General features: G+C 69.9%; 16 protein-coding genes. 8 read left to right on the forward strand and 8 right to left on the reverse strand.

Going from position 1 to position 23,778, the window contains the following annotated elements; translation table 11 throughout:
• Positions 1-4: 4 nt before the first annotated feature.
• The 4 genes from ACYVK5_RS19155 (at position 5) to ACYVK5_RS19170 (ending at position 5,198) form a co-directional block, all read left to right on the forward strand.
• Complete coding sequence (locus tag ACYVK5_RS19155; RefSeq protein WP_460707563.1) at positions 5-181, forward strand: hypothetical protein; 177 nt, start codon at positions 5-7, stop codon at positions 179-181.
• The gene (locus ACYVK5_RS19160; RefSeq protein WP_460707564.1) at positions 181-1,746 is read left to right on the forward strand and encodes an Hsp70 family protein; all 1,566 of its coding nucleotides are present in this window, start codon (positions 181-183) and stop codon (positions 1,744-1,746) included. The genes ACYVK5_RS19155 and ACYVK5_RS19160 overlap by 1 nt, the downstream gene beginning before the upstream one ends.
• A gap of 129 nt (positions 1,747-1,875) precedes the next feature.
• Complete coding sequence (locus ACYVK5_RS19165) at positions 1,876-2,346, forward strand: hypothetical protein (protein WP_460707565.1); 471 nt, start codon at positions 1,876-1,878, stop codon at positions 2,344-2,346.
• On the forward strand, positions 2,343-5,198 hold the full coding sequence (locus ACYVK5_RS19170; RefSeq protein WP_460707567.1) for a CHAT domain-containing protein: 2,856 nt from the start codon (positions 2,343-2,345) through the stop codon (positions 5,196-5,198). The genes ACYVK5_RS19165 and ACYVK5_RS19170 overlap by 4 nt, the downstream gene beginning before the upstream one ends.
• A gap of 146 nt (positions 5,199-5,344) precedes the next feature.
• On the opposite strand, the gene ACYVK5_RS19175 is transcribed toward ACYVK5_RS19170, so the two are convergent.
• The 4 genes from ACYVK5_RS19175 to ACYVK5_RS19190 form a co-directional block, all read right to left on the reverse strand.
• Positions 5,345-5,995 (reverse strand): hypothetical protein, encoded by a 651-nt coding sequence (locus ACYVK5_RS19175; RefSeq protein WP_460707568.1) that lies wholly within the window; start codon positions 5,993-5,995, stop codon positions 5,345-5,347.
• An 83-nt stretch (positions 5,996-6,078) separates the two neighbouring features.
• A complete protein-coding gene (locus ACYVK5_RS19180; protein ID WP_460707569.1) occupies positions 6,079-7,452 on the reverse strand; it encodes a pirin family protein in 1,374 nt (457 codons plus the stop codon).
• Positions 7,453-7,525: 73 nt separating this feature from the next.
• The gene (locus tag ACYVK5_RS19185; RefSeq protein WP_460707570.1) at positions 7,526-8,173 is read right to left on the reverse strand and encodes an NADPH-dependent F420 reductase; all 648 of its coding nucleotides are present in this window, start codon (positions 8,171-8,173) and stop codon (positions 7,526-7,528) included.
• Entirely contained in the window at positions 8,170-9,240 is a 1,071-nt protein-coding gene (locus ACYVK5_RS19190; protein ID WP_460707571.1) for an LLM class flavin-dependent oxidoreductase, read from the reverse strand. The genes ACYVK5_RS19185 and ACYVK5_RS19190 overlap by 4 nt, the downstream gene beginning before the upstream one ends.
• Positions 9,241-9,325: 85 nt before the next feature.
• Between ACYVK5_RS19190 and ACYVK5_RS19195 the strand changes: the two genes are divergently transcribed.
• The 3 genes from ACYVK5_RS19195 to ACYVK5_RS19205 all read left to right on the forward strand — a co-directional run bounded on the left by ACYVK5_RS19195 (position 9,326) and on the right by ACYVK5_RS19205 (position 11,659).
• A complete protein-coding gene (locus tag ACYVK5_RS19195) occupies positions 9,326-9,802 on the forward strand; it encodes a MarR family winged helix-turn-helix transcriptional regulator (protein WP_460707572.1) in 477 nt (158 codons plus the stop codon).
• Positions 9,803-9,805: 3 nt separating this feature from the next.
• Entirely contained in the window at positions 9,806-10,207 is a 402-nt protein-coding gene (locus ACYVK5_RS19200) for a DUF952 domain-containing protein (RefSeq protein ID WP_460707573.1), read from the forward strand.
• A gap of 147 nt (positions 10,208-10,354) precedes the next feature.
• A complete protein-coding gene (locus ACYVK5_RS19205) occupies positions 10,355-11,659 on the forward strand; it encodes a family 16 glycosylhydrolase (RefSeq protein ID WP_460707574.1) in 1,305 nt (434 codons plus the stop codon).
• Between the two features lie 112 nt (positions 11,660-11,771).
• Here ACYVK5_RS19205 and ACYVK5_RS19210 read toward each other — a convergent pair whose 3' ends face one another.
• Positions 11,772-12,878, reverse strand: a complete 1,107-nt coding sequence (locus ACYVK5_RS19210; RefSeq protein ID WP_460707575.1) for a serine hydrolase domain-containing protein — start codon at positions 12,876-12,878, stop codon at positions 11,772-11,774.
• 169 nt (positions 12,879-13,047) lie between these two features.
• Here ACYVK5_RS19210 and ACYVK5_RS19215 point away from each other — a divergent pair, with 169 nt between their 5' ends.
• Positions 13,048-17,328: a GDSL-type esterase/lipase family protein gene (locus tag ACYVK5_RS19215; RefSeq protein ID WP_460707576.1), complete on the forward strand. Its 4,281-nt coding sequence runs from the start codon at positions 13,048-13,050 to the stop codon at positions 17,326-17,328.
• 71 nt (positions 17,329-17,399) lie between these two features.
• Here the strand turns inward: ACYVK5_RS19215 and ACYVK5_RS19220 are convergent, their stop codons facing one another.
• The 3 genes from ACYVK5_RS19220 to ACYVK5_RS19230 all read right to left on the reverse strand — a co-directional run bounded on the left by ACYVK5_RS19220 (position 17,400) and on the right by ACYVK5_RS19230 (position 23,568).
• Complete coding sequence (locus ACYVK5_RS19220; protein ID WP_460707577.1) at positions 17,400-21,092, reverse strand: glycosyl hydrolase 115 family protein; 3,693 nt, start codon at positions 21,090-21,092, stop codon at positions 17,400-17,402.
• A 102-nt stretch (positions 21,093-21,194) separates the two neighbouring features.
• A complete protein-coding gene (locus ACYVK5_RS19225; protein WP_460707578.1) occupies positions 21,195-22,505 on the reverse strand; it encodes a family 43 glycosylhydrolase in 1,311 nt (436 codons plus the stop codon).
• 58 nt (positions 22,506-22,563) lie between these two features.
• Complete coding sequence (locus tag ACYVK5_RS19230; protein WP_460707579.1) at positions 22,564-23,568, reverse strand: LacI family DNA-binding transcriptional regulator; 1,005 nt, start codon at positions 23,566-23,568, stop codon at positions 22,564-22,566.
• Between the last annotated feature and the right edge of the window lie 210 nt (positions 23,569-23,778).

The following is a 23,778-nucleotide window of genomic DNA, read 5'->3' on the forward strand; positions in this document are numbered from 1 at the left end:
ACGGATGACCATCACCGAGCCACCCTCGTACAAGGCTCACCGGACCGTCGTTGTCGCCCTTGTCGTCGCGGAGCTGACGATCCTCGGGCTCGGGCTCGGCGGCCACGGCCCGCTCGCCGTCCTGGGTGGCCCGATGGCCGTCGCGGTCGACTGGACCGCCGGCCAGCTGGGAGCGCAGTGATGGGGCCATCCGTCCTCGGGATCGACCTGGGCACGACGAACTCCGTGGTCGCGTCGCTCGACGTGAACGGTGAGGTCCGGGTGCTTCCCAACGCGTCGGGCGAGGAGATCACGCCATCGGTCGTGTACTTCGAGACGTCACGCGGCGTCGTCGTCGGCAGCGAGGCTCGCGATCTCGCGTCCCTCGACCCGGCGAACGGCGTCGTGCTGATCAAGCGCAGCATGGGCACGGACAGCCTTGTCCATGTAGCGGGCCAGGTGCATGCCCCCGAAGCGATCTCCGCTCTCATCCTGCGTCAGCTCGTCGCCGCGGCCACCGACGCCCCGGAGCCGAAGGTCGTCGTCACGGTGCCGGCCTTCTTCGGGACCGCCGAGCGCGAAGCCACCTGGCAGGCAGCCCAGATCGCCGGACTGCATGTCCTCGCGCTCCTCGACGAACCGGTCGCCGCCGCCGTCCACTACGGGCTCAGCACCGAGATCTCCCAGACGGTCCTCGTCTATGACCTCGGCGGCGGGACCTTTGACACCACCGTGCTTCAGGTCGAACACGGTGCCGTGACCGTCGTCGCGACGGACGGGCACCACCGTCTCGGTGGAGCCGATGTCGACGAGCGGTTGCTCGGCGTCGTTCTCGAGCAGCTCGAGCAGCAGCTCGCGCCGGAGGACTACGAGGAGCTGACCGGGGACCGAACGCTCTTCGGGCAGCTCAGCCTTGACGTGGAGGCAGCCAAGCGAAGCCTGAGCGGGGTCACGAGCCGTTCGCTGACGGTGCGTACGGCCCGCGACCGGGCGACGGTGGTGCTCAACCGGCACGACCTCGCCGCCGCCTGCGAGGACCTCGCCGACACCACGACGGAGATCGTCGAGCGGGTGCTCGACGCGGCCCGGGCCAAGGGCGTGGGAAGCATCGACGACGTGATCATGGTGGGTGGGTCGAGCCGGCTCCCGGCCCTGGCCGACCGGCTCACGGCGCGCTTCGGCCGCGCTCCGAGGCTCGTCGAGCCCGACCTCGCCGTCGCCAAGGGTGCCGCTCGCTACGCGGCCCTGCTCAGCGAGGACGTCGCGCCGCCCGCCGCCCGGAAGACGATGCACCCAGGGCGGACCGGGCTCGCGGTCGGCGTCACCCCGGCCACGCCGCGGGCGATCGGGGTGCTCGTCGAGGACAGCCACGACCCGGCGGGCCAGCGCTCCTTCGTGGACCACGTGGTCGCGGCGAACACCGCGCTGCCCGCGCACGTCGTCGTCGGCGGGCTCGGCACGATCCTCGACGACCAGGAGAGCGTGCGGATCCAGATCTTCGAGCAGGCGGGCGCCGTCGCGGTGCCCGAGGTGGACCGCAACCGACGCGTCATCGACGGCGAGCTGGGCGGGTTCGGCACGCTCCCCGCCGGGTCGGTCATCGAGCTGACCTTCGACATCGCCCTCGACGGCCGGTTGACCCTGACCGCCCGGGAGCCGAGGTCGGGCCGCTCCCTGCGGCTCGAGGCGTTCGTCGAGGGAGTCGTCGACACGGCCGAGACGGAACGGCTCACCGAGCAGGTCGGGCTCATGACGGTCCGGGGCTAGAGCCTGTCATGTTCCCCGGGCGCGCATGTCCGCCGACGGCTACGATCGGACAAGAGCGACAATTAGGTAGCAAGTGTGGGGCCGAAGGCGAACGCGGCTGTCGCCGCATCGGAGAGGGGCGCTGGACTGATGGGGTCGGAGACGGTTCGGAAGACGGTCGACGCTGTCGACGAGGAGGGGGAGCGGTACCTGCGGGCGCTGTGCGTTGAGCATGGTGTGGCGGTTGAGCGGGTGGGCGTCCGGGCGCCGGATCCGGTGCTGCTCCTGGCGCTCGTCGGACTGGTGCCCGTCGTCTCGTTCGTGGTGGAGCGCTGGCACGACCGGCTTCTCGGTGGGCAGGTGATCGATCTGCGGCCGGATGCGGAGCAGGTGGCCCGTCGCGATACCGGGCTCGCGTACGGGTACGTCATCGTCCACGCCGTCGACGGCACCGTGACGGTTCACGTGCAAGAACTGCCCAACCAGACGTTCGAGATCGTCAAGGCCGTCGTTGATGTCCTCGGCGGGATGACGGGCAAGGGTGTGCAGGAGATCGCCCAGATCGCCAGGAGCCAGGTTGACGGCCAGGCCTCGGTGGAGATCGAGGACAAGGGCGCATGAGGTACCCGGGCCTGGATCCGGTCGGCTCCGGCCCGGCGACATCGGGCTGGGCGCTGGCAGGCACCGACCTCGCCGCAGCGGAACGGCTCCTGCGTCCTCAGGGAATCGAGACGGTCCAGCTGATCGAGGTGCTCCGGAGGCGTGGACGCCTTCCCGAGGCTGCGCACGTTCTTCAGACTGTCCGCCGTGATGGCCCGGACCATGTGCTGCTGACCTTCGCCGAGGCGAACCTGCGATGGAACGAAGATGATCTGAAGCGGGCGAGGACCCTCTACGGTGCTGCCTATCAAGCATGGGATCAGGCGGGGAACCGGGAAGGACGCCTTGCCGCGCAGCTCGGGTTCGCGCGCTGCGAGCGGATCACGGTGGGACGAACCGAGCGGTCGACGCTCCATGCCGCCGAGCGGACGGCAGTCGAGGTCCGCGACGAGGACCTCCTTGCCGACCTGCAGCGGGAACGTGCGGCGTGGGCGCTGATCGACGGTGAGCACGATGCCGCCCGACGATTCGCGGGTGTGGCGTCGGAGACCCATCGACGAACCGGTGATCAGTACCTTGCGGGACTCGCCGATGTTCTCGTGGCCCGGGCATGGAACGCCGGCGGGGACGAGAACCGGGCGATCGACCTGCTCCAAGAAGTCCGCGCACGATCCGTCGAGATCGGTTCGGTCGACCTGCGGCTGCTGTCCGTCACCTATCTCGGGCAGATCCTCCAGCGTGGTGCCGCGCCCGACTCGGCCCGTTGGCAGGCTGCCGAGGCGATGCTGGCCGAGGAGGTCGATGACACTCGCCCTTCGATCACGCGAGCCGAGATGTTGCTTCCGCTCGCACACCTCCACCTGGCGGCAGGGGAGTTCGACCAGGCGGCGGACGAGCTTGACGAGTACATGCGGTTGTATACGGCGGCCGGCGGGAACAGGGTCAGTACGGGCAACTACTACAAGGCGCAGGCACGGCTCGCCCTGGCTCGCGGAGGTGGTGGCGGGGCCATTCGCTCGGTCCGGCACACTCCCCGCCTGATCGCCGCGGTCACCGCTGCGCGTCGAGATCTGCGTCGCGCAGCACGTTCCTATCGCGATGCGGGACTCGAACCCGGCCAGCGCAGCATCGAGTGGCACATCGGCGTGCTGGATCTGATGGCTGTGGGAAGGCCCTTGAAACGCCGGCTGTCGGCCGACGTCGCGAACCAGTTCGACATGGCCCTGGAGAAGCTCGTTCAGGGAGAGAGGTTCCGGACGACAGGGCGATGGAAGGCTGCCCGGGCTGCCTACGTCGAGGCCGAGTCGAGGGCGATCGCCTGCGAGGCGACGGCGATGGCGGTGGCCGCGACGGCGTGCCGCGCGGAGGCGGCTTATGCCGCCGGTGCCGCGGACGAGGCGCTGGACGCGATCCGATCGATGCTGCGTCATTCGGAGGCGATCAGGGGTGCGGTCTCGCAAGGTTCCGCCCGGGGGAACGTGGGACTCGTCGCCCGTTCCAACTACGAGCGGGCCGCGGTACTCGCTGCCCGCTTGGATGATGCGGACCTTGCCCTCGAGCTCGTCGAACGTCTTCGCACCGAGCGTCTGGCGGGGCTGCTACGCAGCGAGACCCAGGCGCTGCCCGACGACGTGCGAGCGCTTCTCGCCGAGATCGACCGTACGAGTTCGGTACTGCTGGGCGCAACACCGGGCGCGAGGGTCGTTCGCGCCGTGCGGTCCGCGGAGGCCGAAGGAGCGCTGACCGGTCTTTCGGCGGAGGCGCTGACCGATCGGCTGGAGTCTCTCTACGCCGAGCTGGGACGGCATACCTCTGACCTCTTCGCCTCCGCCGTGGGGGCGGTCCCGGTCGACTGGGAGGCCATCGTGGCCGTAGAGCAGGACATCCTGGCGTTGGTGACCGTTCCTGACGACACGGGAGACGTGGTCATCGCGGTCTGGCGCTCGTCGGAGGGGGAGAGCGCCGTCGCCGTCACCGAGGTCGACGAGGACCTGGTGCGCCTGCGTGACACGCTCGTGAGCCCGGGAAACTCCGGCCTGGCGGAGCGCGTCGATCTCACCACCTCCGACCTGCATCCCGTGGGGCGCCTCCTGCCGCCGCAGTTCGCCGCGGCGCTGAGGAACGCGTCGTCGCCGGTCAGATTGGTCATCGTCCCCACGTCCTGGATGTGGGCAGTCCCGTTCGCAGGAGTGCCGCTCGGCGAGGACGGCGCCGGCCTCCTCGTCGACAGGGCTGACATCGTCCTTGCGCCGTCGATCCGTTTCTTCGTCGAACTCGCGAACCGCCGCGTGGTGGACGCCGAGCACGGCACCGGTGCCGTGTCCTGGCTTGCGCCTGACCAGGGGATCGTCGCACCGGAGATTGATGCGCTCCGACACCATGGCGGGGAGACCGTCGAACTGAGCGACCCCACCGAGGTTCGCGAGGCGTTCGTCCGCGGAGGTCACCGGTTCCGGACCGCGGTTCTGGCGGCGCACGGGAACCGCAAGCCCGGCATGGCGCAGGCCGTACTGGACGGAGACCGGCCGGTGCTGTCCGCTTCCGATTACCTGGACGGCAAGCGGAAACCACCACGCTTCCTGTCTCTCGCCTCGTGCCACAGCGGGTACCCAGGCGGAGAAGACCCGCACGAACCCCTCGGTCTCGCTCTCGCGGCACTGACCGCGGGGGTCCAGCAGGTGGTGTCCTCGTCGTTCGAGATGGATGCGGACGAGGGACTGGCCACGGACTGCCTCAGGCGGCTCTACACGGAACTCACGCACGACAGCGACCTGCCGGCTGTGCTCTGCCGGATCCTCCGCGAAGGCCGGCACGACAAGGAGCCCCTCTACCGGTGGGCCGTCCTGTCCGTCATCGGAGCCCCGTCAGGCTGACCGGGAGGGTGAAAACGCCGGGATGAGGTGCCAGCGCGGCTGCGGCTTGAGCTGAAGGGTCCCCACGCAGTTGCCAAGCCGCGCACCGTCGCTGCAGGAGTAGTCCGAGGCGGATCCATCAGAGCCGACGCAGCCTGTGGCTTCGCTCAGCCGCGAACCCCGGATGGTCCCGCCTGAGAGCAGGAAGAACCGGTCCAGCGGATGCGTGCGGTCGAGCGGCGGTCAGTACTCGGTGAAAGGGGCGCAGGGGAAGCCTCTTCGAGGATGTCGTGCCAGAGGCCCTCGGCGAAGACGTCTTTGGCGCGCAGCAGGCTCTCGATGGTGTCCTGGCGTCCGCTGGTGAACCCGGCGGCTTGCGCCCAGTGCAGGATGTCACTGGCGGTCTGCGGTACCCGGGCCTTGAGCTCGGCGCCGAACAACGTGGCGTCCTGCGCGCCGATGAGGTGTTCGCGGAGGAAGGCGTCATCCTTCATGTGTGCGATGAGCGTGTCCGGGTGGGTCGCTGCGTGCCAGGGTTCGCCTCCCGGGGCCTGGCCGGTGATCCAGGTCCAGTCGCTGTCGTTGACGGTCGCGATCGCCACGGGCGCGCCGGTGATGCGGATCAGCTCGGCCAGGTCGGCGAAGAGGTCCTCGCCCACGATCGCGGGCCCGACCTCGACGAGTTGCCATCCGTGCTCGTTGGCCCAGCACGGGTCGATGGACGCGACAGGGTCTTGTTCGACCTGCTCGGCCAGGAATGGCATCGTCTCCAGCGGCTGCTCGTAGTGCGCGAGGAGGATTTCGCCGGACAGACCCATGGATCGTTCTCCTTCGTGTGCTGGGACGCAGGCGCGGACTCACGCAACGGGTCGGCGCGAGCCCGCACCTGCCGGTCCGCCGCTCAGCTCCCGTCCGGTGCGGCGAGTTCGGCCGCCAGCCACCGGCGGAGTTCGGGTGTCACGGCGTCGGTGACGGGGGCGAACTCGGCGTGTCGTTCGACGAATCTCGCGATGAAGGGGCAGACGGGCACGATCCGCATTCCTGCTGCGCGCGTGTCGGCCAGCGCCTCTGCGGCCAGCTGCGACCCGAGGCCACGACGACCGACGTCCTTGCTCACCTCGGTGTGGTAGAAGATCCGCTCGTCGCCGTGGTCGCGGAAGGCGGTCAGGCCGACGCGGACACCGTCGAGGGTGATCTCGTAGAGCCGCTCGTCGTCGACCCGCCGCACGATCGGATCGCCCGCAGCCTCGCCCGCAGCCTCGCCCGCAGCCTCTCCCGCGGTCTCGCCCGCAGCCCGATCGGTGCGGGCCGGCGGGTTGCGGCGTGGCGTGATGACCACGTCCGGCACCGGTGGCGCCGGGAGGCGGTGCCCGTCGTAGCCCTCGACGGTGCCGAAGCGGTCGGAGGCGGTCTCCCAGTCCTGGCGGGCCCGCAGGATCTCCTCGTGGCTGCGGACGACGAAGTTCCACCACATGACGATCTCCTCCTCGAACGGCGGGCCGCCGAGCAGGATGGCGCGTGCCGGGTCGTCCGAGCGGTTCGTCACCGTCAGGGTGTCGGCGCCCGGCGCCACGTAGCCGAGCTCGGCCGGGCGGATCGCGGTGTCGTCCAGGTGCACGTCACCGGCATCGACGAGCAGGCCGTGCTCGAAGCCGGGATCGACGGACAGCGTGACCGCCGCGTGCGGTTCGAGGTCGAGTTGCGCGCCCAGCAGGGGCGTGAACGTCCGCACCGGTGAGGTCTCGCCTCCCAGCGAGCCGAGGAAGACTCGCAGCTCGGCCCCGTCGATCCGCACCGGCTCCGGGACATGGTGCTGGAAGTCGCGCCCGGCATTCCGGTCCGCTTCGGGCAGGGCCACCCACAACTGGACACCGTGGAGAACCGTGGTGTCCGGAGTGGAGACCTCGGAGTGGGCGATGCCGTGGCCGCCGGTCATGAGGTTGAGCTCGCCCGGGCGGATGAGCGAGTGGGTGCCGAGGCTGTCGCGGTGCTCGATCGTGCCGCTGAAGAGCCAGCTCACGGTCTGCAGGCCGGTGTGCGGATGCGGCGGCAGGTCCATGCCGCCGGTCGCCGGGACCCGGACCGGGCCGTAGTGGTCGGCGAAGCACCAGGCTCCGATCAGCGTCCGCGCCCGCTGCGGGATCGTGCGACGCACTTCCAGGGCCCGCGGTCCGCCCAGCGGCACATCGCGCGCCGAGAGCACGTCGACCCCGGTCGCGCTTCCGGTCTGCCCTCCGCACCGGATCGCCTCGGAGGTTGCTTCCACGTTGCTCATCTGAACCACTCCCAACTTGTGAGTCCTTCGAATCTCCCGGCAGGCGCCAAGCCTTGCAGATCGCGCTTGCTCGTCACCTGTTCAGTACGTCTTCCCGAGTGAGGCGCCGGAGCTCGGTGGCCTCGACGTTGGCGCCGAACGAGGCGTTGCCGGGCTCCAGCCGGATGCCCTCGGCAAGGGGCCCGATGAGCACCGGGTCGAAGCCGAGCCGGTCGACGAGCGCCGCGACCTCCGCGACGTCGGCCTCGCCGTCGCCGGCGATCGCTATCGCCTTGCGACCGGGCGCGCCGGCCGGCTGGGCCCCGTCCTCGAGGTCGTGATAGCCCATGTGGTTGAAGGCCTTGACGACGCGTGCGCCGTCGAGAAACTCCTGGACCTGATCGCTGGAGGAGGCGTCCGCCTCGAGGATGCGGTCGCGAGGCCCGTCGACCTCCCACCAGTGGTTCATGGCGTCGACGACGAGCTTGCCGCGCAGGTCCTCGGTGGGCAGCGCCCGGTACCTGCCGAGTGGCAGGGCGAGGATCACGACGTCCGCGTCCTGCGCGGCGGCGTCGGCCCGGACCGCGGTCGCGCCGGGCGTCAGGACCTCGGTGGTGAGGGCGATCCGGGCAGGGTCGCCCGAGCCTGCGACGAGGACCCGGTAGCCGGCGGCCAGGGCGAGCCGCGCCAGGACGGTGCCGACCTTGCCGGCCCCGATGATGCCGATCGTCCGCGCGCTCATCGGGCGACCTCGAGCCGTTCCGGCTGCTCGGCGAGCAGCTCGCGCACCAGCGGGATGACCCTCGTGCCGTACAGTTCGACGGACCGCAGGCGCGCGGCGGCCGAGCCGGCGCCGGCCGCGGAGTAGATGAGGTCGAAGCGGCCGACGTCGAGCGCCCGGACCGCGCGGGCGATCCTGCGGGCGACGGTCTCGGGCGAGCCGACGTAGAGGGAGCCGTGCTCGACGTCGGCCTCGAACTCCTCGCGGCGCAGGGGTGGCCAGCCGCGCAGGGCGCCGATGCGGTCGCGCATCTCCTTGTAGCCGGGGTAGAAGAGCCGCTTGGCGTCGTCGTCGGTCTCGGCGACGAAGCCGGGGGAGTGCATCCCGACGGGGTGGGCCGTGGTCCCGAGCTCTTCGGCGGCGCGCCGGTACAGGTCGACGTACGGGGCGAACCGGTCGGGCGCGCCGCCGATGATGGCGAGCATGAGCCGGAACCCGTACCGCGCGGTGCGGATGACGGACTGGGGTGACCCGCCCACGCCCACCCAGGTCGTCAGGCGCCCGGACTCCGTCTTGGGGAACACGTCGGCGTCCTTGAGCGCCGCGCGTGTGGTGCCCTCCCACGTGACCGGTCCCTCGTCCAGCAGCTTGTGGAACAGGTCGATCTTCTCCTCGAAGAGGATCTCGTAGTCGGCCAGGTCGTACCCGAACAGCGGGAACGACTCGGTGAACGATCCGCGGCCGAGGATCACCTCCGCGCGCCCGTTCGACAGAGCGTCGACGGTCGCGAAGCGCTGGAAGACGCGCACCGGGTCGTCCGAGCTCAGCACGGTCACGCCGGAGGCGAGGCGGATGCGCTCGGTCCTGGTGGCGATGCCCGCCAGCACGGTCTCGGGCGTGGAGATCGAGAACTCGGGGCGGTGGTGCTCGCCCAGGGCGACGACGTCGATACCGATCTGATCGGCCAGGACCGCCTCGTCCACGACGGCGCGGATGGCCTGAGCATGGGAGACGACGTTGCCTTGGTCGTCGCGGGGGAGGTCACCGAAGCTGTCGATGCCGAACTCGAGGGGTGTGCTGCCGGACATGGTTTCTCCTGGCTCTGACGATCAGATTGACATGTCAATCTTGCATCTCTTAGAGTTGACATGTCAATCTTCCAGGTGAGGTGCAATGTCCGAGCAGAAGCGTGGCGCGAGGCTGACGCGGGAGGAATTGCGCGTCTGGCGCAACTACATCGAGACCGCGGAAGCGCTGCGCACCCGGCTGGCGGCGCGGCTCCAGAGCGAGTCGTCCCTGTCCTCCGGCGACTACCAGGTGCTGCTCGCGCTCAGCGAGGCGGACCGGAGGGCGCTGCGTTCCTCGGAGCTGGCCGCCCTGATCGGCTGGGAGCGCAGCCGCCTGTCCCATCATCTGGGGCGGATGGAGAAGCGCGGTCTGATCGACCGGACCGCGTGCGCCGACGACCCCCACGGCGTCGAGGTGCTGCTGACGGACCTCGGCGCGGAGCGGTTCCGGCACGGTTCCGTGCCTCACCTGCGCGCCGTGCACGAACTGTTCGTCGACGCGCTCTCCCCGGAGCAACTGGCGCACGTCGACGACGTCACGACCGCGCTGCGCCGCCACCTCGACCTCGACCGGGAGCCGTAGCTCATGGACCAGACCATCTGGCACATCGCCCTGCGCGAGGACTGGGAAGCGGCCGAATCGAGCGGCGTGTACACCGTGTCCACGCGGGGGCGCAGTGTCGCCGAGGTCGGGTTCCTCCACGCGTCGTTCGACGTCGACCAGGTGCGGCGCGTGGCCGCGGCCTTCTACGCGGACTCCGTGCCGCTCGCGATCCTAGAGATCAGCATGGCGGCGCTCCGCGCCGCGGGAATCGACGTGCGGTCCGAGCCGGCGGATCCCGCGGACCCGGACAGCGAACGGTTCCCGCATGTGTACGGCACCGTCCCGGCCACCGCGGTCCTGCGCGTCGTGCCCGCGTGGGTGCCCGACGGCGAGCTGGTCGCGCCCCGCCTTGTCGACCGCGCCGTCTGGCACGAGAGGCCTTGACGGCGCGAATGCCGGCATGGTGGACTTCCCTCGCCGAAAAAGTGAACGTACACAGTGAACGTGCACATCGGCCGGCACCGTCGTGTGCCGCGCCGCGGGAACGAGCACGCCCGCACCTGTCGAAGGAGGTCGTTGTCAATGACGTCAATGACGAGAACGAACCGGGGCACGAGACGAATGGCCGGCCTGGGAGCGCTCAGCGTGCTCCTTGCCTCGACCCTCGCCATGGGCGCGGGCCAGGCCGCTGAGGCCGATGCGGCCACCGTCGCCGCCGAGAACGTGGCCGCGGCGGACTTCCCGCCGAACCCGATCGAGAAGCCGGGCTGGCGCCTCGACCGGCACGACGAGTTCAACGGCAGTCTCGACTCAAGCCTCTGGATCACGAACTACCTCGAGTCGCGAACCCCGGAATGGCGTTCCGAGGCGCGCTACCACTTCCGCGACGACGCACTCGTCCTGCGGATCGACGACGATCAGCCGACGTACTACGACGACAACGCGATGAAGGTGTCCAGCATCCAGACGGGTCAGCGCACCCACCTGCACAAGGACGACCGCTTCGACCACTCCGTCCCGACGGACATGAAGTACACCCCGAAGTACGGGTACTTCGAGATCCGCGCGAAGAGCAGCGCACGCAGCGGCTTCCACACGGCGTTCTGGATGATCGGCCGGCAGGACACCTGGGAGCAGCGCGGCGAGCTCGACATCATGGAGCACGCCGGCATCCACGGGCGCAGCCACTTCAACTACAACCTGTTCCCCTGGTCGGACCCGAACCTCACGCGGGACACCGACAGCGTCGGCGTCGGGTTCGACATGACGACCGAGATGCACGTCTACGCCGTCGAGTGGACCCCGACCCAGCTGAAGCTGTTCGTCGACAACGTCCACGTGCGCACCATCGACCAGTCCCTCGACTACCCCGCCGTCTTCCTGCTGGGTGCCTACGAGAACGCCGGCTGGACCGGCGGCGTCGACCCCGACGACCCGCGGCCGAAGGAGTTCGTCGTCGACTACTTCCGCGCCTACACCAGCGACGACGGCGGTGGCGGGGATGACCCCCTCGTGAGCGGCGCCACCTACAAGATCAGGAACGTGGCCACCGGCCAGTACCTGGACTCGGACCTGGACGGCGCGCTCGTGCTGACGGACTCCAGTTCCTACGACGACCAGGAGTGGGTCGCCACGAAGGACTCCACCGGCGCCTGGGTGTTCGGCAACGCCAGGTCCGGCCGCGGCAACCTCGACACCCAGCCGGACAACGAGGTCATCTGGAACTCCGGCTTCGTCTACGACGACTCGCGGTGGAGTCTCGAAGAAGCCTCCGGCGGCTTCCGGCTGAACAACCAGCTCGACGGCCGCGACTACCTCTACGCCTCGGGCGGTCAGCCGCGATGGAACACCGGATCGACCAGTGGCAGCACGGTGTGGGCGTTCGAGCGCCAATGATCGGCGGGCGAGGAGGACCGGACCAAAGCCCCCCGGTCCTCCTCGCTGCACGCCACCGGCACTACGCCGAACGCGCCTCGATGCCGCGAAGGCATGCCTGGGGCCACGACGGTTATGTCCCGCTCAGCCCCTGCAGCTCGCCGAGCAGTGCGAAGATCCGCTCGTCCATCTCCACCTGTGTCATGACGATGCAGATCGTGCCGTCGGGCTCGACGAAGAAGTCGGTGCCGAGCCCGCCGGACCAGCCGAACCGGCCACGGTGCGGGCCGCTCGCCACGACGGACACGCCGTACCCCCAGCCGGTGCTCTCCCAGAAGCCGGGGAAGAAGCTGTCCGGCGTCTTCGCCGCGGCCTCCACCTGGTCGCGGCGCAGTTCGTCCCGCAGGTCGGGGTTGATCAAGCGGCCGTCGACCAGCGCCCGCAGGAACGCGTGGTAGTCCGCGAGGGTCGAGACCAGTTCGGAATGGCTGACGTCGAACGGCGCCGGCGCGACGTAGAAGCCCGCTCCGGCGGGCTCGGCCTCCTCGAGGCCGCCGGTTCCGTGCCGGAATGCCGCGGGCAGGCGATGCGCCTGGTCGCGCGGGACGGTGAAGCCGGTGTCCGGCATGCCCGCGGGCTCGAACACCGTCGCTTCGAGCACGTGCTGCGTGCCGTGGTCGGTCACGCGGCCGAGCAGAATGCCGAGCAGGCCGAAGGAATGGTGGTATCGCCATCCCTCGCCGGGTTCGAACGCGAGCGGCAGGGCGGCGAGGGTGTCGAGCCAGTCCTGTGCGCCGCGATCCACGGGTTCGGCACCCGCGTCCACCCCGGCGTCGGTCATGGCCTTCCGCAGGGGGGAGTCGGTGGTCATGGCGCCGTAGCCGGACTGGTTGGTGAGCAGGTGGCGCACGGTGACCGGGCGGCGTGCGGGCCTGGTGTCCGTGAGCGGAGCGTCTGGATGGGTGAGCACCCGCGGCTCGGCCAGCTCCGGCAGCCAGGTGGCGACCGGGTCGTCCAGGGCGATCACGCCGTCCTCCACCAGCCGGAGCGTGGCGACGGCGGTGACCGCCTTCGTCATCGACTGGATGCGGAAGATCGCGTCGGTCCGTAGCGGCGTCCCGCCCGGAGCTGTCAGGCCGACGGCGACCGGCTCGTACCGCGTGCCGATCGTGCCGACGGCCCCGGGCATCGTGCCGGCGTCGACGTGACGGGTGAGCAGGTCACGGAGGGTCTCGGGCATGCGGTACTCCTTCGTCGAAGGCGTGGGTGGGTTCACCCTAGCTCGCCCCGCCGGCGTGCGACCGGAAGTGATTGACACCAATGGTGATCGATCACTAATCTCGGCGCCAGCGCAATGATGAACGTTCACATTCGCATCGTCCATCCATGAGGTGCAAGGGAGCACGAACATGAGAGCGAGAGCAACGGGTAGCGCGGTTGCGGTAGGAGCCGTGGTGCTGGCGATGGCCGGGGGCGTCGCCGCCCCGGCGACGGCCGAGGACGGCCAGGCCCATGCCGAGGTGGCCCTGAAGTCGGAGGGCAGCGGCTTCGACCGTGACCAGGTGCTGCTGGTCGACGGCGAACCGTACTGGTACAACGGCATCCAGCTGCGTGCCGACAAGCTGCTGACCCAGATCGGCTACCGGGCGGACGTGCCCATCGAGGAGCACGACCCGTCGGATCCGCAGAAGCGCAGCCTCGAACAGATCTACAAGCAGGTCGCGGAGGACGGATACAACACCGTCAACGTCCAGGTGTTGTGGTCCGACCTGCAGAAGGACAAGGTGACGACTCCCGAGCAGGCGCAGTCGGCGACGATCTCGGCGGACGGTTCGCCGGCCGATCCGACGACGTTCCGGACGGGCTGGGTCGAGGACGACGCCTCGGCGCAGGAGCTCGGCTATCTGCGGTTCGACATCCCGGACGACGTCGAGAACGTGGACGGCTCCAAGATCCGGCTGTACGTGAACAGCTCGGACCCGCGTCAGGGGGAGTTCCCGGGGACCGGCGGGATGTACTACAGCCACTACCTGAACCTGTACGGCGTGCCCTCCGGCCCGGCCGTCGAGGATCTCACCTGGGACGACGCCGGTCTCGGGGACATCACCTACGACGGCACGGACGTCGAGGCGGCGGACGGCTCGGTCATCGAGCCCACCTCGGTGACGCCGAAGTGGGACCGCGTCAAGCGCACCTACTTCTACGACCTCGACGTGACCGACCATGTCGCGCAGGCGCACGCCGCCGGCGAGGAGAGCGTGAGCTTCCTCGTCGCCTCCTCGACGCCGCCGGAGCGCACCGACAAGGCCGAGGTCGCCGCCGAGGCGGTCACCTTCGAGACCGCGGCCTCGACGCGCGACGACAGCGACACCAACAACGCCTGGCTCAAGCAGCCGCTCCGCCCGCGGATGTTCTTCTCGGACGCGAGCATGGAGAACATCGACTGGACGTACTACGACAAGCTCGTGCGGTACGCCGAGAAGTACGGGCTGAAGTTCGAGGTGATCTGGTTCGGCTCCGACTCGACCGGATGGGCCTCCGACTACCGGGTGCCGTTCTACGTGTTCCACGACTACCAGATGACCACCGTGGACCAGGACCCGGTCAACGTGCTCTACAACGGCTCGGTCGGCACCCCGCTCTTCGAGAAGAAGATCGGCGAGCCGAACTCGATGTACACGTTCCTCGGCGACCGCGCCGACACGGCGCTGATGGAGAAGGAGGGCGACATGCTTCACGCCGTCGTGGAGCACACCGCCACTCTTACCGACGAGGACGGCGAGAGCATCGGCGACACGCTGATCGGGGTGCAGACCCAGAACGAGCCGTACAACGGCACCCTCAACGGCTCGCCGATCAGGTGGCCGGACAACGACGACGGGCTCGCGACCGACAGCATGTCCCGCTCGCCGATCTCGCTCGCGCAGCGCGACCTCTGGCGCACCGAGGGGGACGCCGACCACGGCGGGTATCTCGTGACCAGTGACTCCGAGTTCCGCAAGTACCAGACCTGGTACTACAACGACTACCTCGGCAGGCGCGTCAAGGAGAGCTCGCTGCCGGTGTGGACCCGGGTGAACCACCAGCAGAACTCGCCCACCTACATGGTGGACATCAACGAGGCGATGCGCGCGAACCCCGACGTGGGCACGTATCTGGACTCCGTCGGCATCGACACGTACAACGTCTCCGTGGAGCGCATGTACAACATCGGCAACGGGCGGCATCCGTTCAACATCGACAAGGGTGAGAACCTCCCCGTCGTCATGGAGGACGGGATGAACAACACGTACGCCGCGGAGAAGAAGTTCGCGACGGTCGCCGGGGGAGCCCTGCACAACGGCTACAACGCGTGCTCGTTCGACGGCGACGGCCTCTACGACTCGTTCAACCAGGAGGATGCCTGCGGCCGGACCGACAGGCCCGCCGACGCGAGAACGGGAGACGGGACTCCGGGAACGATGACCTTCGCGCAGAAGATCGAGCGCGTCGCCCTCGTGAACCACCTCTACAACAAGGTCGGTCACGACCTCGCGACACGGAACACGGACGCGGTCGGCGGCTCGGCGCTGAAGTTCTTCGACCCGAAGGGCGTGGCCCCGCAGGGCGAGGAGGTCGAGCAGTCGATCCGGTCGGTGAACATCTCCTACGCCGTCGTCGGTGATCCGGACGGCTTCGACACGAACTCCCGCGGCTTCGCCATCGAGCGCGCGGCCGACGAGATCGCCCTGGGCACGACCGAGGAGACGACGTTCCGCCTGGCCGGCCTCGCCGGCGACGTCGCGAGCGTCGAGCTCGGCACCTATGACGCCGACGCGAGCGACGGGGACGTCACGACCGGCAACGCACGGACGGACAACTCGTGGACGAAGCTGGGCGACGCCGAGACCTCGACGGACGGCGACGATCTCGTCGTCACCGTCCCCGCGGGCGACGTCGCACGGGTACTGACCACCTCCGGCATCCCGCCGGCCGTGGCCGAGTACCGCTTCGAGGCCGAGTCCTCGAGCCCGGTCGCCAACCAGCCGATCGAGACGTGGGACGACGGCGCGTCGGGCGCCGCCTGGAACAAGCTGCTCGCGACCGCCGTCGGCGACTACATCGAGTACACCGTCGACGTGCCCGAGGCGGGAACCTACGAACTGCGCACCGTCTACCGGACGGCGAGCATCCGCGGCATCGCGCAGGCCTCCGTCGACGGCGACGACGTGGGGGAGCCCTACGACCTGTACGCCGAGACCGCGTCGTTCCCGTCGGTCACGGCCGGCGCGATCACGGTGGCCGAGCCGGGCCCGATCACCCTCCGGTACACGGTGACCGGCAAGAACGAGGCGAGCAGCGGCTACGGTCTCGGCGTGGACGTGATCACGCTGCGCGAGGCGACCACCGTGCTGCTCTCGGAGTCGTTCGACTCCCCGGCGGCCGCGCCCGCCTTCGGCTTCGATCGTGACGCGGCGATCGCCGACGGCGTGCTGCGCCTCACCAACGACCTGTCGAACGAGGGCGTCGCCGTGAAGAAGTTCGACCCCGCGGTCGCGCGCGACTCGCTGGCCGACGTTTCCTTCGACTGGACGTACCACGGCGAGTCGAACTCCAAGGGCGGACTCGAGTTCCGCGACCGCTACGGCCGCCTCGCCTTCGCGATGCAGGGCGCGACGAAGACGGACGGCACGCGGGAGCTGCGGTACTCGACCACCGCGATCGACTCCGACTCCACGAGCTCGAAGTACGCGATCGAGCCCACCTGGCGGTCCGTGCCGCTGACCGTCGGTCACACGTACCAGGTGCGCGTGCGCGCCGACTTCGCCGCGCGGACCGTGAGCTACCGGATCTCGGACGGCTCCACGACGCTCGTCGAGAACGCCGACGTGCCCATCCGTGCGGCGCAACTGCACCGGATCGTCGCGACGAGCGCGTACAAGACGACGACGAACGCCCAGGAGATCGACGACCTGGTCATCCGCGGCCGCGGCGACGCGACCCCGGCGGCACTGAGCGGATCCACGCTCTACACGTTCGGCGACAGCATCATCGCGGGACACATGTACCGCCGTGCCGGGATCGGCGAGTTCGTCGCCGATCAGGAGCAGATGACGGTCCGCAAGTACGCCGTCAACGGTGCTTCGGTGATCGACGGCTCCAACGACATCGCGGCCCAGGTGCAGGCGGCGCCGAGCGAGGACCCCGACCTCGTGCTCTTCGACGGCGGCACCAACGACGCGTACCCGGCGACACTCGACAAGCTCGGCACGATCACCGAGGGCTTCGACGGCCCGTTCGACACCACCACGTTCGCGGGAGCCTTCGAGGACCTCATCGCCCAGCTGAAGGCCAAGTACCCGACCGCGGACGTCGTCTACCTCGCCGTCGCCAAGCTCGGCGCACGGGACGTCGCGGTCCAGGAGACGCTGCGAGACATCGAGCTGGACATCCTCGCCAAGTGGGACGTCCCCGTGGCCGACGTGTACACGAGCGACCTGGACACGACCGACGACGACATGCGCGTCACCTACTCCTTCGACTCCCTCCAGCCCGACAACGGCCTGCCAGGAACGGCCGAGACCACCGGCTCCTGGGACGACGGGGACCGCCCCAGCGGCACCCACCCCAACTTCCCTGCCATCGAGGAGTTCTACGCGCCGATCGTGTCGCGAGCGCTCCTCGACGTCGCCGCGTCGGCGGAGGACTGAGCCGACGGCAAGCTCACGCCCCGCAAGTGAGCCGCCCGCGCGTGAACCCTGCGCGCGGGCGGCTCACGCGGCTACCGGACGGTGGCGGGGTCGACGTCGGGCGCGGTGCGGGTGCTCGCGGTGCGAGGGCTCGGCCGCCAGGCCACGTCGGCCGGCGGCAGTTCGTCGCCGGTGGTGAGGTAGAGGCGATCGATGCGCAGCCCCGACTTGCGCGCGAGCACCGACAGGGTGTGGCGGCCCGCGGTGATCTCGAGATCGGAGACCAGCGCCCACAGCCAGATCTGCCGGGTGCCGTAGGTGCACATCTCCCCGCCGGAGAACTGCTCGGATGCCGGTTGCACGGCTCCGTCGAGCGCGATGAGGCAGGCGTCGTCGGTGCGGTCGTCGTACTTCACGAGCAGCCAGACGTGGTAGCGGCCGGGCGTCGCGACGTCGAGCGCGAAGTGCATGCCAGGCGCCGTCTGCGGATCCTCCCACCGCAGGCCGCGCGGTACGACGTGCATCGCCAGGCCGGTACGGCCGTCGGTCTCGGCCTGGGTGTGCGTCCACGTGAGCTCGTGGGGATCGTCGGCGGGCGAGGTCCATGCGCCGGCGTCCTGCGCCAGGACGTACTCCGCCTCGATGGCGACGCGTCCGCCGCTCTCGGCGACCGTGCCGGAGCCGAGTCCGGCGACGACGTCCTTGCCGCCGTCGGCGCGCGTCCGATGCCGTGCGGGGCCGAGTGCGGTCTGCGGCACGACCTGGTTGCGGCGGAACGTCGTGTCCCCGTCCCAGAACCCAGGGCCGGCGTAGACCTGCGGGGGTGGCGGAACGAGCGCGGGGTCGGTCCGGTAGAACTCCCGCGCCGCGTGCTCGACGGCGGCCAGCCGGGGATCGGCGGGATCGGACGGCGGCATGCGGGGCGTCGTGGTGCCGGCCGGCGTCGCCGTGACGCAGGAGCTGAAGTCCGGGCCCAGCGCCGTGGGCCTGATGTCCGAGGTGTAGATCACGAGCTTCGACACGGTCACGTCCTCGTCGATGACGTGCAGGCGCAGCACGTGCGCCCCCTCGTCGAGGCGGGGGAGTCGTACGGTCAGCCGCTCCACGTTGTCCTGGATGCCGCGCTCCCAGTCGCCGCGGTGCTCGTCGGTGATCGGGCTCGACAGGATCGTGGGGGAGCGCCCGTCGACGCTCACGCCCACCCGGATGGTGCCCGTCGCGTTCAGCGTGGGCAGGCGATGGAGCTCGAGGAGGTGGGCGCCCGCGGTGCGCAGGTGGAAACGGTGCTCCAGCGGGGCGGGCTCGCCGTCGTGCTCGTGCGTCGTGCGACGTGCCTCGACCGCGGCGTTCCCGTACCGTCCCAGGTGCGGCACGACCGCCCACGCCGAGTCGGCGCCGTCGGCGGGGAGACCGGCGCGGGACGGGTCCAGGCTGACATAGCCGTCGGCCTCGACCGCTCCGGCGAATCCGTCCTCGAGTGCCGGGGCGGATGCGACCGTGACCGTGACGGTCACCTCGTCGCCCGTGTCGGGGCGGCGTACCCGCACGGTGCCCGAGCGTCCGGCGTCCCGGACGGGGTCGGGGATTCGCACGGCGATCCGCCTCTCGGTGCGGATCGTGCCCGATCGGGGCGACACCTCGATCCACGGATCGGCGTCGATCGTCCAGGCGAGTTCGCCGCCGCCGGTGTTGAAGACGTCGATCCACTTGTCGGTCACGCCGTGCGGCCAGAACGTGAGCGCGGGTGCCCGCGAGGGCATGTCGTCGCCCCACACCGCGACCCCGAGGCCCGGCGCGTCGTCGAGCCGCAGCGCCGGCGTGGCCGGGGGATGGAGGGGCATGACCGGGGGCGGGAAGTCCTCGGGCGTGAACATCCCGTCCCACGCGCCGTCCGACATCGTGCGGTTGTAGTAGTGGATGAGCGCGCGCTTGTACTCGTCGAACCGGCGCGAGACGTCGAGGTGGTGGTCGGCGGCCGCGAGTCGCCCCTGGCGGTGGGCGAGGGCACTGCGATCCGCGTGGGCGAACTGGCCGTTCACGAGATACGCCATATGGATCTTGACGGCGAACAGCTGGAAGAAGGCGTCGCGCTGTGCTGCCGGCAGCGCGGTCAGGATGTCGTTCGTGCGGTCGAACAGGTCGCGCAGCACGTCCAGGCGGCGCTGCGACTCGTCGCCGTAGCCGGTCTGGGAGAACACGCCGGAGGTGAGGTGCTCGAACTTGCGCTGGTTGTTCACCTGGTAGTACTCGGCGTAGATCGCGCCGGCGGCGCGGCCGTGCCCGCCGGTGAACTTCTCGTCGATCCAGGTCGCGGTGAACTCCCGGACGTCCGCGGTGCGTGACTCCCTGCCCGCCTCCCACGCGCTGCGCAGGAAGAACTCCATCTCGAGCTCGAGCGGCTTGAGCCCGCCGATGTTGTCGACCCACAGCTTGCGGATGCCCCGCTGCCAGGCCTTGCGCAGCTCGGACTTCATCAGCGCCAGTGGTGTCGAGGAGGTCGCCAGGTAGCTCGTGGTCATGTTCGACCAGTACGACGAGTGGTAGTAGAGGCCGTGCCCGCCGGATCGCGCGCGTTCCGCCTCGGAGGGGAACCGCCGGATGTAGCCGAAGTTGTCGTTGGCCCACACCAGCGTCACGTCGTCGGGCACCCGCAGGCCCGCGTCGTAGAGGGGCAGGACCTCCTTGTAGGGGACGAACAGCTGCGGGGGCGCGGCGGGATCCGTCTCCAGGACCTGGCCGAGGAGGGAGCGCTGGTCGTCGATGACGGTCCGCAGCAGCTCGACGCGCGCGCGGAACTTCTGCTCCTCGTCGAGCGTGTCGTCCTCGTCGATGGCGGTGGTCAGGAAGCCGGAGTCGTGCACGCCGCGCATACCGACGGTCCACGTGACCTCGTGGTCGCGGTTCTGCTCGACGCTGCCCCGCCAGTACTCGCGCAGCTTCTCGCGGTTGCGGCCGGGCAGGGAGTAGTCGTACGCGACCGGCTCGGACTGCCGCGCGGCCCACGGCCGGAACTCGTGCTCGTTGCTGCGCAGCAGCATGTCGCAGTGGCTGGTGCCGATGACCACGCCCATCTCGTCCGCGAGGCGGCCGTTCTCCGGGTCGTGGTTGAACGCGCCCACGTGCATCGCGGGCCAGAGGTAGTTGCCCTTGAGCCGCAGGATCAGCTCGTACACCCGCCGGTAGGTCTGGGGTCCGATGGTGCCGTCGTCGGTGTGGGCGAGCGCCCAGTGCAGCAGCTCCTCCTCGTCGTTGAGGAACACACCCCGGTACTGCACCGACGGCCAGTCGGCACGGCACGTGCCGCGTGCGACCGTGACGTGCTCGCGACGCCGCGGCTCGACCTTGCCCCACCAGCGCCACGGCGACACGCCGATGGCCTCGGCGAAGTCGTAGATCGCGTAGATCGTGCCGCGGCGGTCGGTGCCGACCAGGTAGAGCACGTCGTCGTGCACGGTGACGAGGAACGCCTCCCATCGCGGCGCGCCGTCGTCGTCGTACAGGGCGGCGACGTCGACGGCGCCGTCCGCCACCGCGGCGTCCACCGCCGCGGACCGGCCGAGCGTGCCGACGACGACGCGTGCGCCCGCGGGGTGGGCGACGAGGACCGCGTCGGCGCCGCAGACGCTCGCGAGATCGTCGGCCAGATTCTCCGCCGCCCGGCGGACCGCGGCGGACTCCGCCTCGCCGACGCAGATCCGTACGGCTCGGCCGCGTTCCGCGACGGTCACGCCGCTGCCGGCGTCGTCGGTCAGGTATCCGTGCGGGGAACGGGGAGGAAGGATCATGGCCTGCTCTCGTCGTCGACACAGCAAAATGTGATCGTTCACCTTAGCGTAGTGATCGATCACGTTTTGTGTCAATCGACGGGAAACGCGCAGGTCGGGGTGTCAGTTCAGGGTGAGGAGCCCGGCTGTCGTGACGCGGGTGCCGTCGGAGCCGAAGCGGTGGCGTGCCTTGTCGTACCAGACGGGCGACTCGCCGAGATTCGTGACTCGGATCCGCTTGGGGCCGGCGGGTAGTTCGGGGCTGAGGTACCGCCAGCCGTCGTCGGGCACCTTGCTGTAGAAGTCGACGACCGCCGAGTGCAGGGGTTCGGCGTGCTCGCCGGCGAGGACATCGACCCGCGCGTAGCCGCCCGACGGCGTCGACGTGCCGTGCACGGCGACGCGCCGCCCGTCGAAGGGGGCCTCGACCGCGCTGGACGCGATCGTGGAGGTGAACTCGAGATCCTGCCACGTCCCGAGCCGGCGCAGGTCGACGGGTTCGGCGGTGGCGGGGTCCCACGCCGGCCGGTACTCGGTCATCGAGAGCCGGTCGCCCTCGATCGTGAGCGGGAGCCAGACGTACGTCGCCGCGGACGCCTGGTGCGGGAACGACCAGCGGTCGCCCAGGTACATCGGTGGCAGCGGGCGGCCGTCGGCCGAACGGGTGAGCACGAACGTGCACTGCGAGTTGTGGGTGAGCGTGCCGGGCGGCGCGACCGGTCCGCCGTGTTCCCAGGGGCCCTCGATCGCGGCCGCACTGAGGTAGTAGTTGTCGTTGCGTTCCCAGCTCGTCTTGTTCGAGAACAGCAGGAAGTACCGGTCGCCGCCGCGGAGCATCGCGGGTGACTCCCCGCCCGGGGCGACGCCGCGCACGACCGCGTCGGACACGGTCGTGTAGTCGTCGCTCAGGCGCAGGACGTCGCCCTCGTGCAGCAGGAGGTAGCCCCTGCCGTCGTCGTCCTGGAACGTGCCCATGTCCCAGCCGCGGACGGCGGCGCCGTCGTGGCGGAGCGCGCCGCGGAACTCGTACTCGCCGGCGATCGTGTCGCTGACGGCCACGCCGATGCAGGGGTCGGTGTAGGTCAGGTCGTCGGTGTGCATGTACATCATGAACCGCCCGGTGGCCGGGCACCGCATGACCTTCGCTCGCTCGCCGATCCGCGCGGGCCCGAGCAGGCCGCCGGCCTGGCGGGGGAGGGCGATGCGCTCGAACCGCCACGTGACCAGGTCGGGCGAGGAGTAGCAGCTGAACCCGGCGAAGACGTTCTCGTCGTCGGTCTTGTACTCGCCGAACAGGTAGTAGCGCCCGCCGTCCTCCACGATGCAGCCGCCGTGGGCGTTCACGGTCTCGCCGCGGTCGTCGAACCACGGCACGCCGTTGACGATCGTGCCGTGCGGCGCGGGGCGGGTCGTCCCGCCGATGATCCGGTTCATGCGGTGCTCCTTCACGGCGTGGTCGCGCAGGGGTGCCACGGGTTTCCGGCGCGCGACGTCAGCGCGGCGCGGCCGTCGACTCGCGCCAGATGACGCGGTTCAGCGGCTCGTCGCCGAACTGCGGCTCCTCGTCGCGGAGCGTTCCGATGAGGCGGGTCATCGCCCGTGCGCCGATCTGTTCGAGGTTGACGTCGACGCTGGTCAGCGACGGCGTCATGAACACCCCGATCTGGTTGTTGTCCCAGCCCGTGATGCTCACGTCCCCGGGGATGTCCCATCCGCGCTCCACGGCTCCGCGCATCACGCCCGCGGCGACGAGGTCGTTGGCGGCGATGATGGCGGTCGGCGCGTTGCGGGCCGGCAGGGAACGCACGGCCTCGATCCCGGACTCGCCGGTCCAGTCGCCCTCGTGGACGCCGACGGAATCGAGCCCCAGGCGCTCGATCGACTCGAGGAACGCCGTGGCGCGGGCGCGGGCGGACGCGAACTGCGCCGAGCCGCTGACGTGGAAGAAGCGCCGGTGGCCGAGCTCGGCGAGGTGCGTGATCATCTCGTCCACGGGCGTGGCGTTCGCCAGGTCGCCGATGCCGCGCATCTCGTCGTCGAAGTCCTCCGAGACGACGACGGGGATGTCGGAGTCCAGCTTCTCGATCCGGCCGGTGAGCACGGGGGAGAGCGAGACGATGCCGTCCACCTGCCGGGTGTCGGCGAGATCGAGGATGCGCTCGGTGCGCGCGGCGGCGCCGCCCTCGGGGCTGATCACCTCGACGCTGTATCCGGCCGCGTGCGCGGTCGCGGTGGCGCCGGCGAGCATGCGCGCGGGGTTGAACGCCGGCGTGGGGATCAGCACTGCGACCCGGCCCGTGGTCCGGGTGCGCATCGAGCGCGCCAGCAGGTTGGGGCGGTAGTTCAGCTCGCCGATCGCGGCCTCCACCCGCTCGCGGGTGGCGGGCTTGAGGCCCTCGCCGCTGAACTTCAGGTACCGCGACACCGTCTGGTGCGAGACGCCCGCCAGGTGCGCGACCTCCATGATCGTCGCTCGCCGTGTCGAAGATCGGGTCACGTCGCCCCCTGCCTGAGTGCTTTCGGGTTGCCGGTCATGGTCTTATGTTGACACATCAGGTGATCGTTCACTAAGTTGACCGCCAACCTGATTAGTGAACGATCACTAGTCCCGCTGATCCGACGGAGTATCACGTGTCCAAGTTCCCGCAGGCCTCCGCCGCGTCCAGGGCGCCCGAGCCTGGCGCCTTCTCTCGGAACCCAGGCCGCT

The organism is Myceligenerans halotolerans (genome assembly GCF_054782975.1).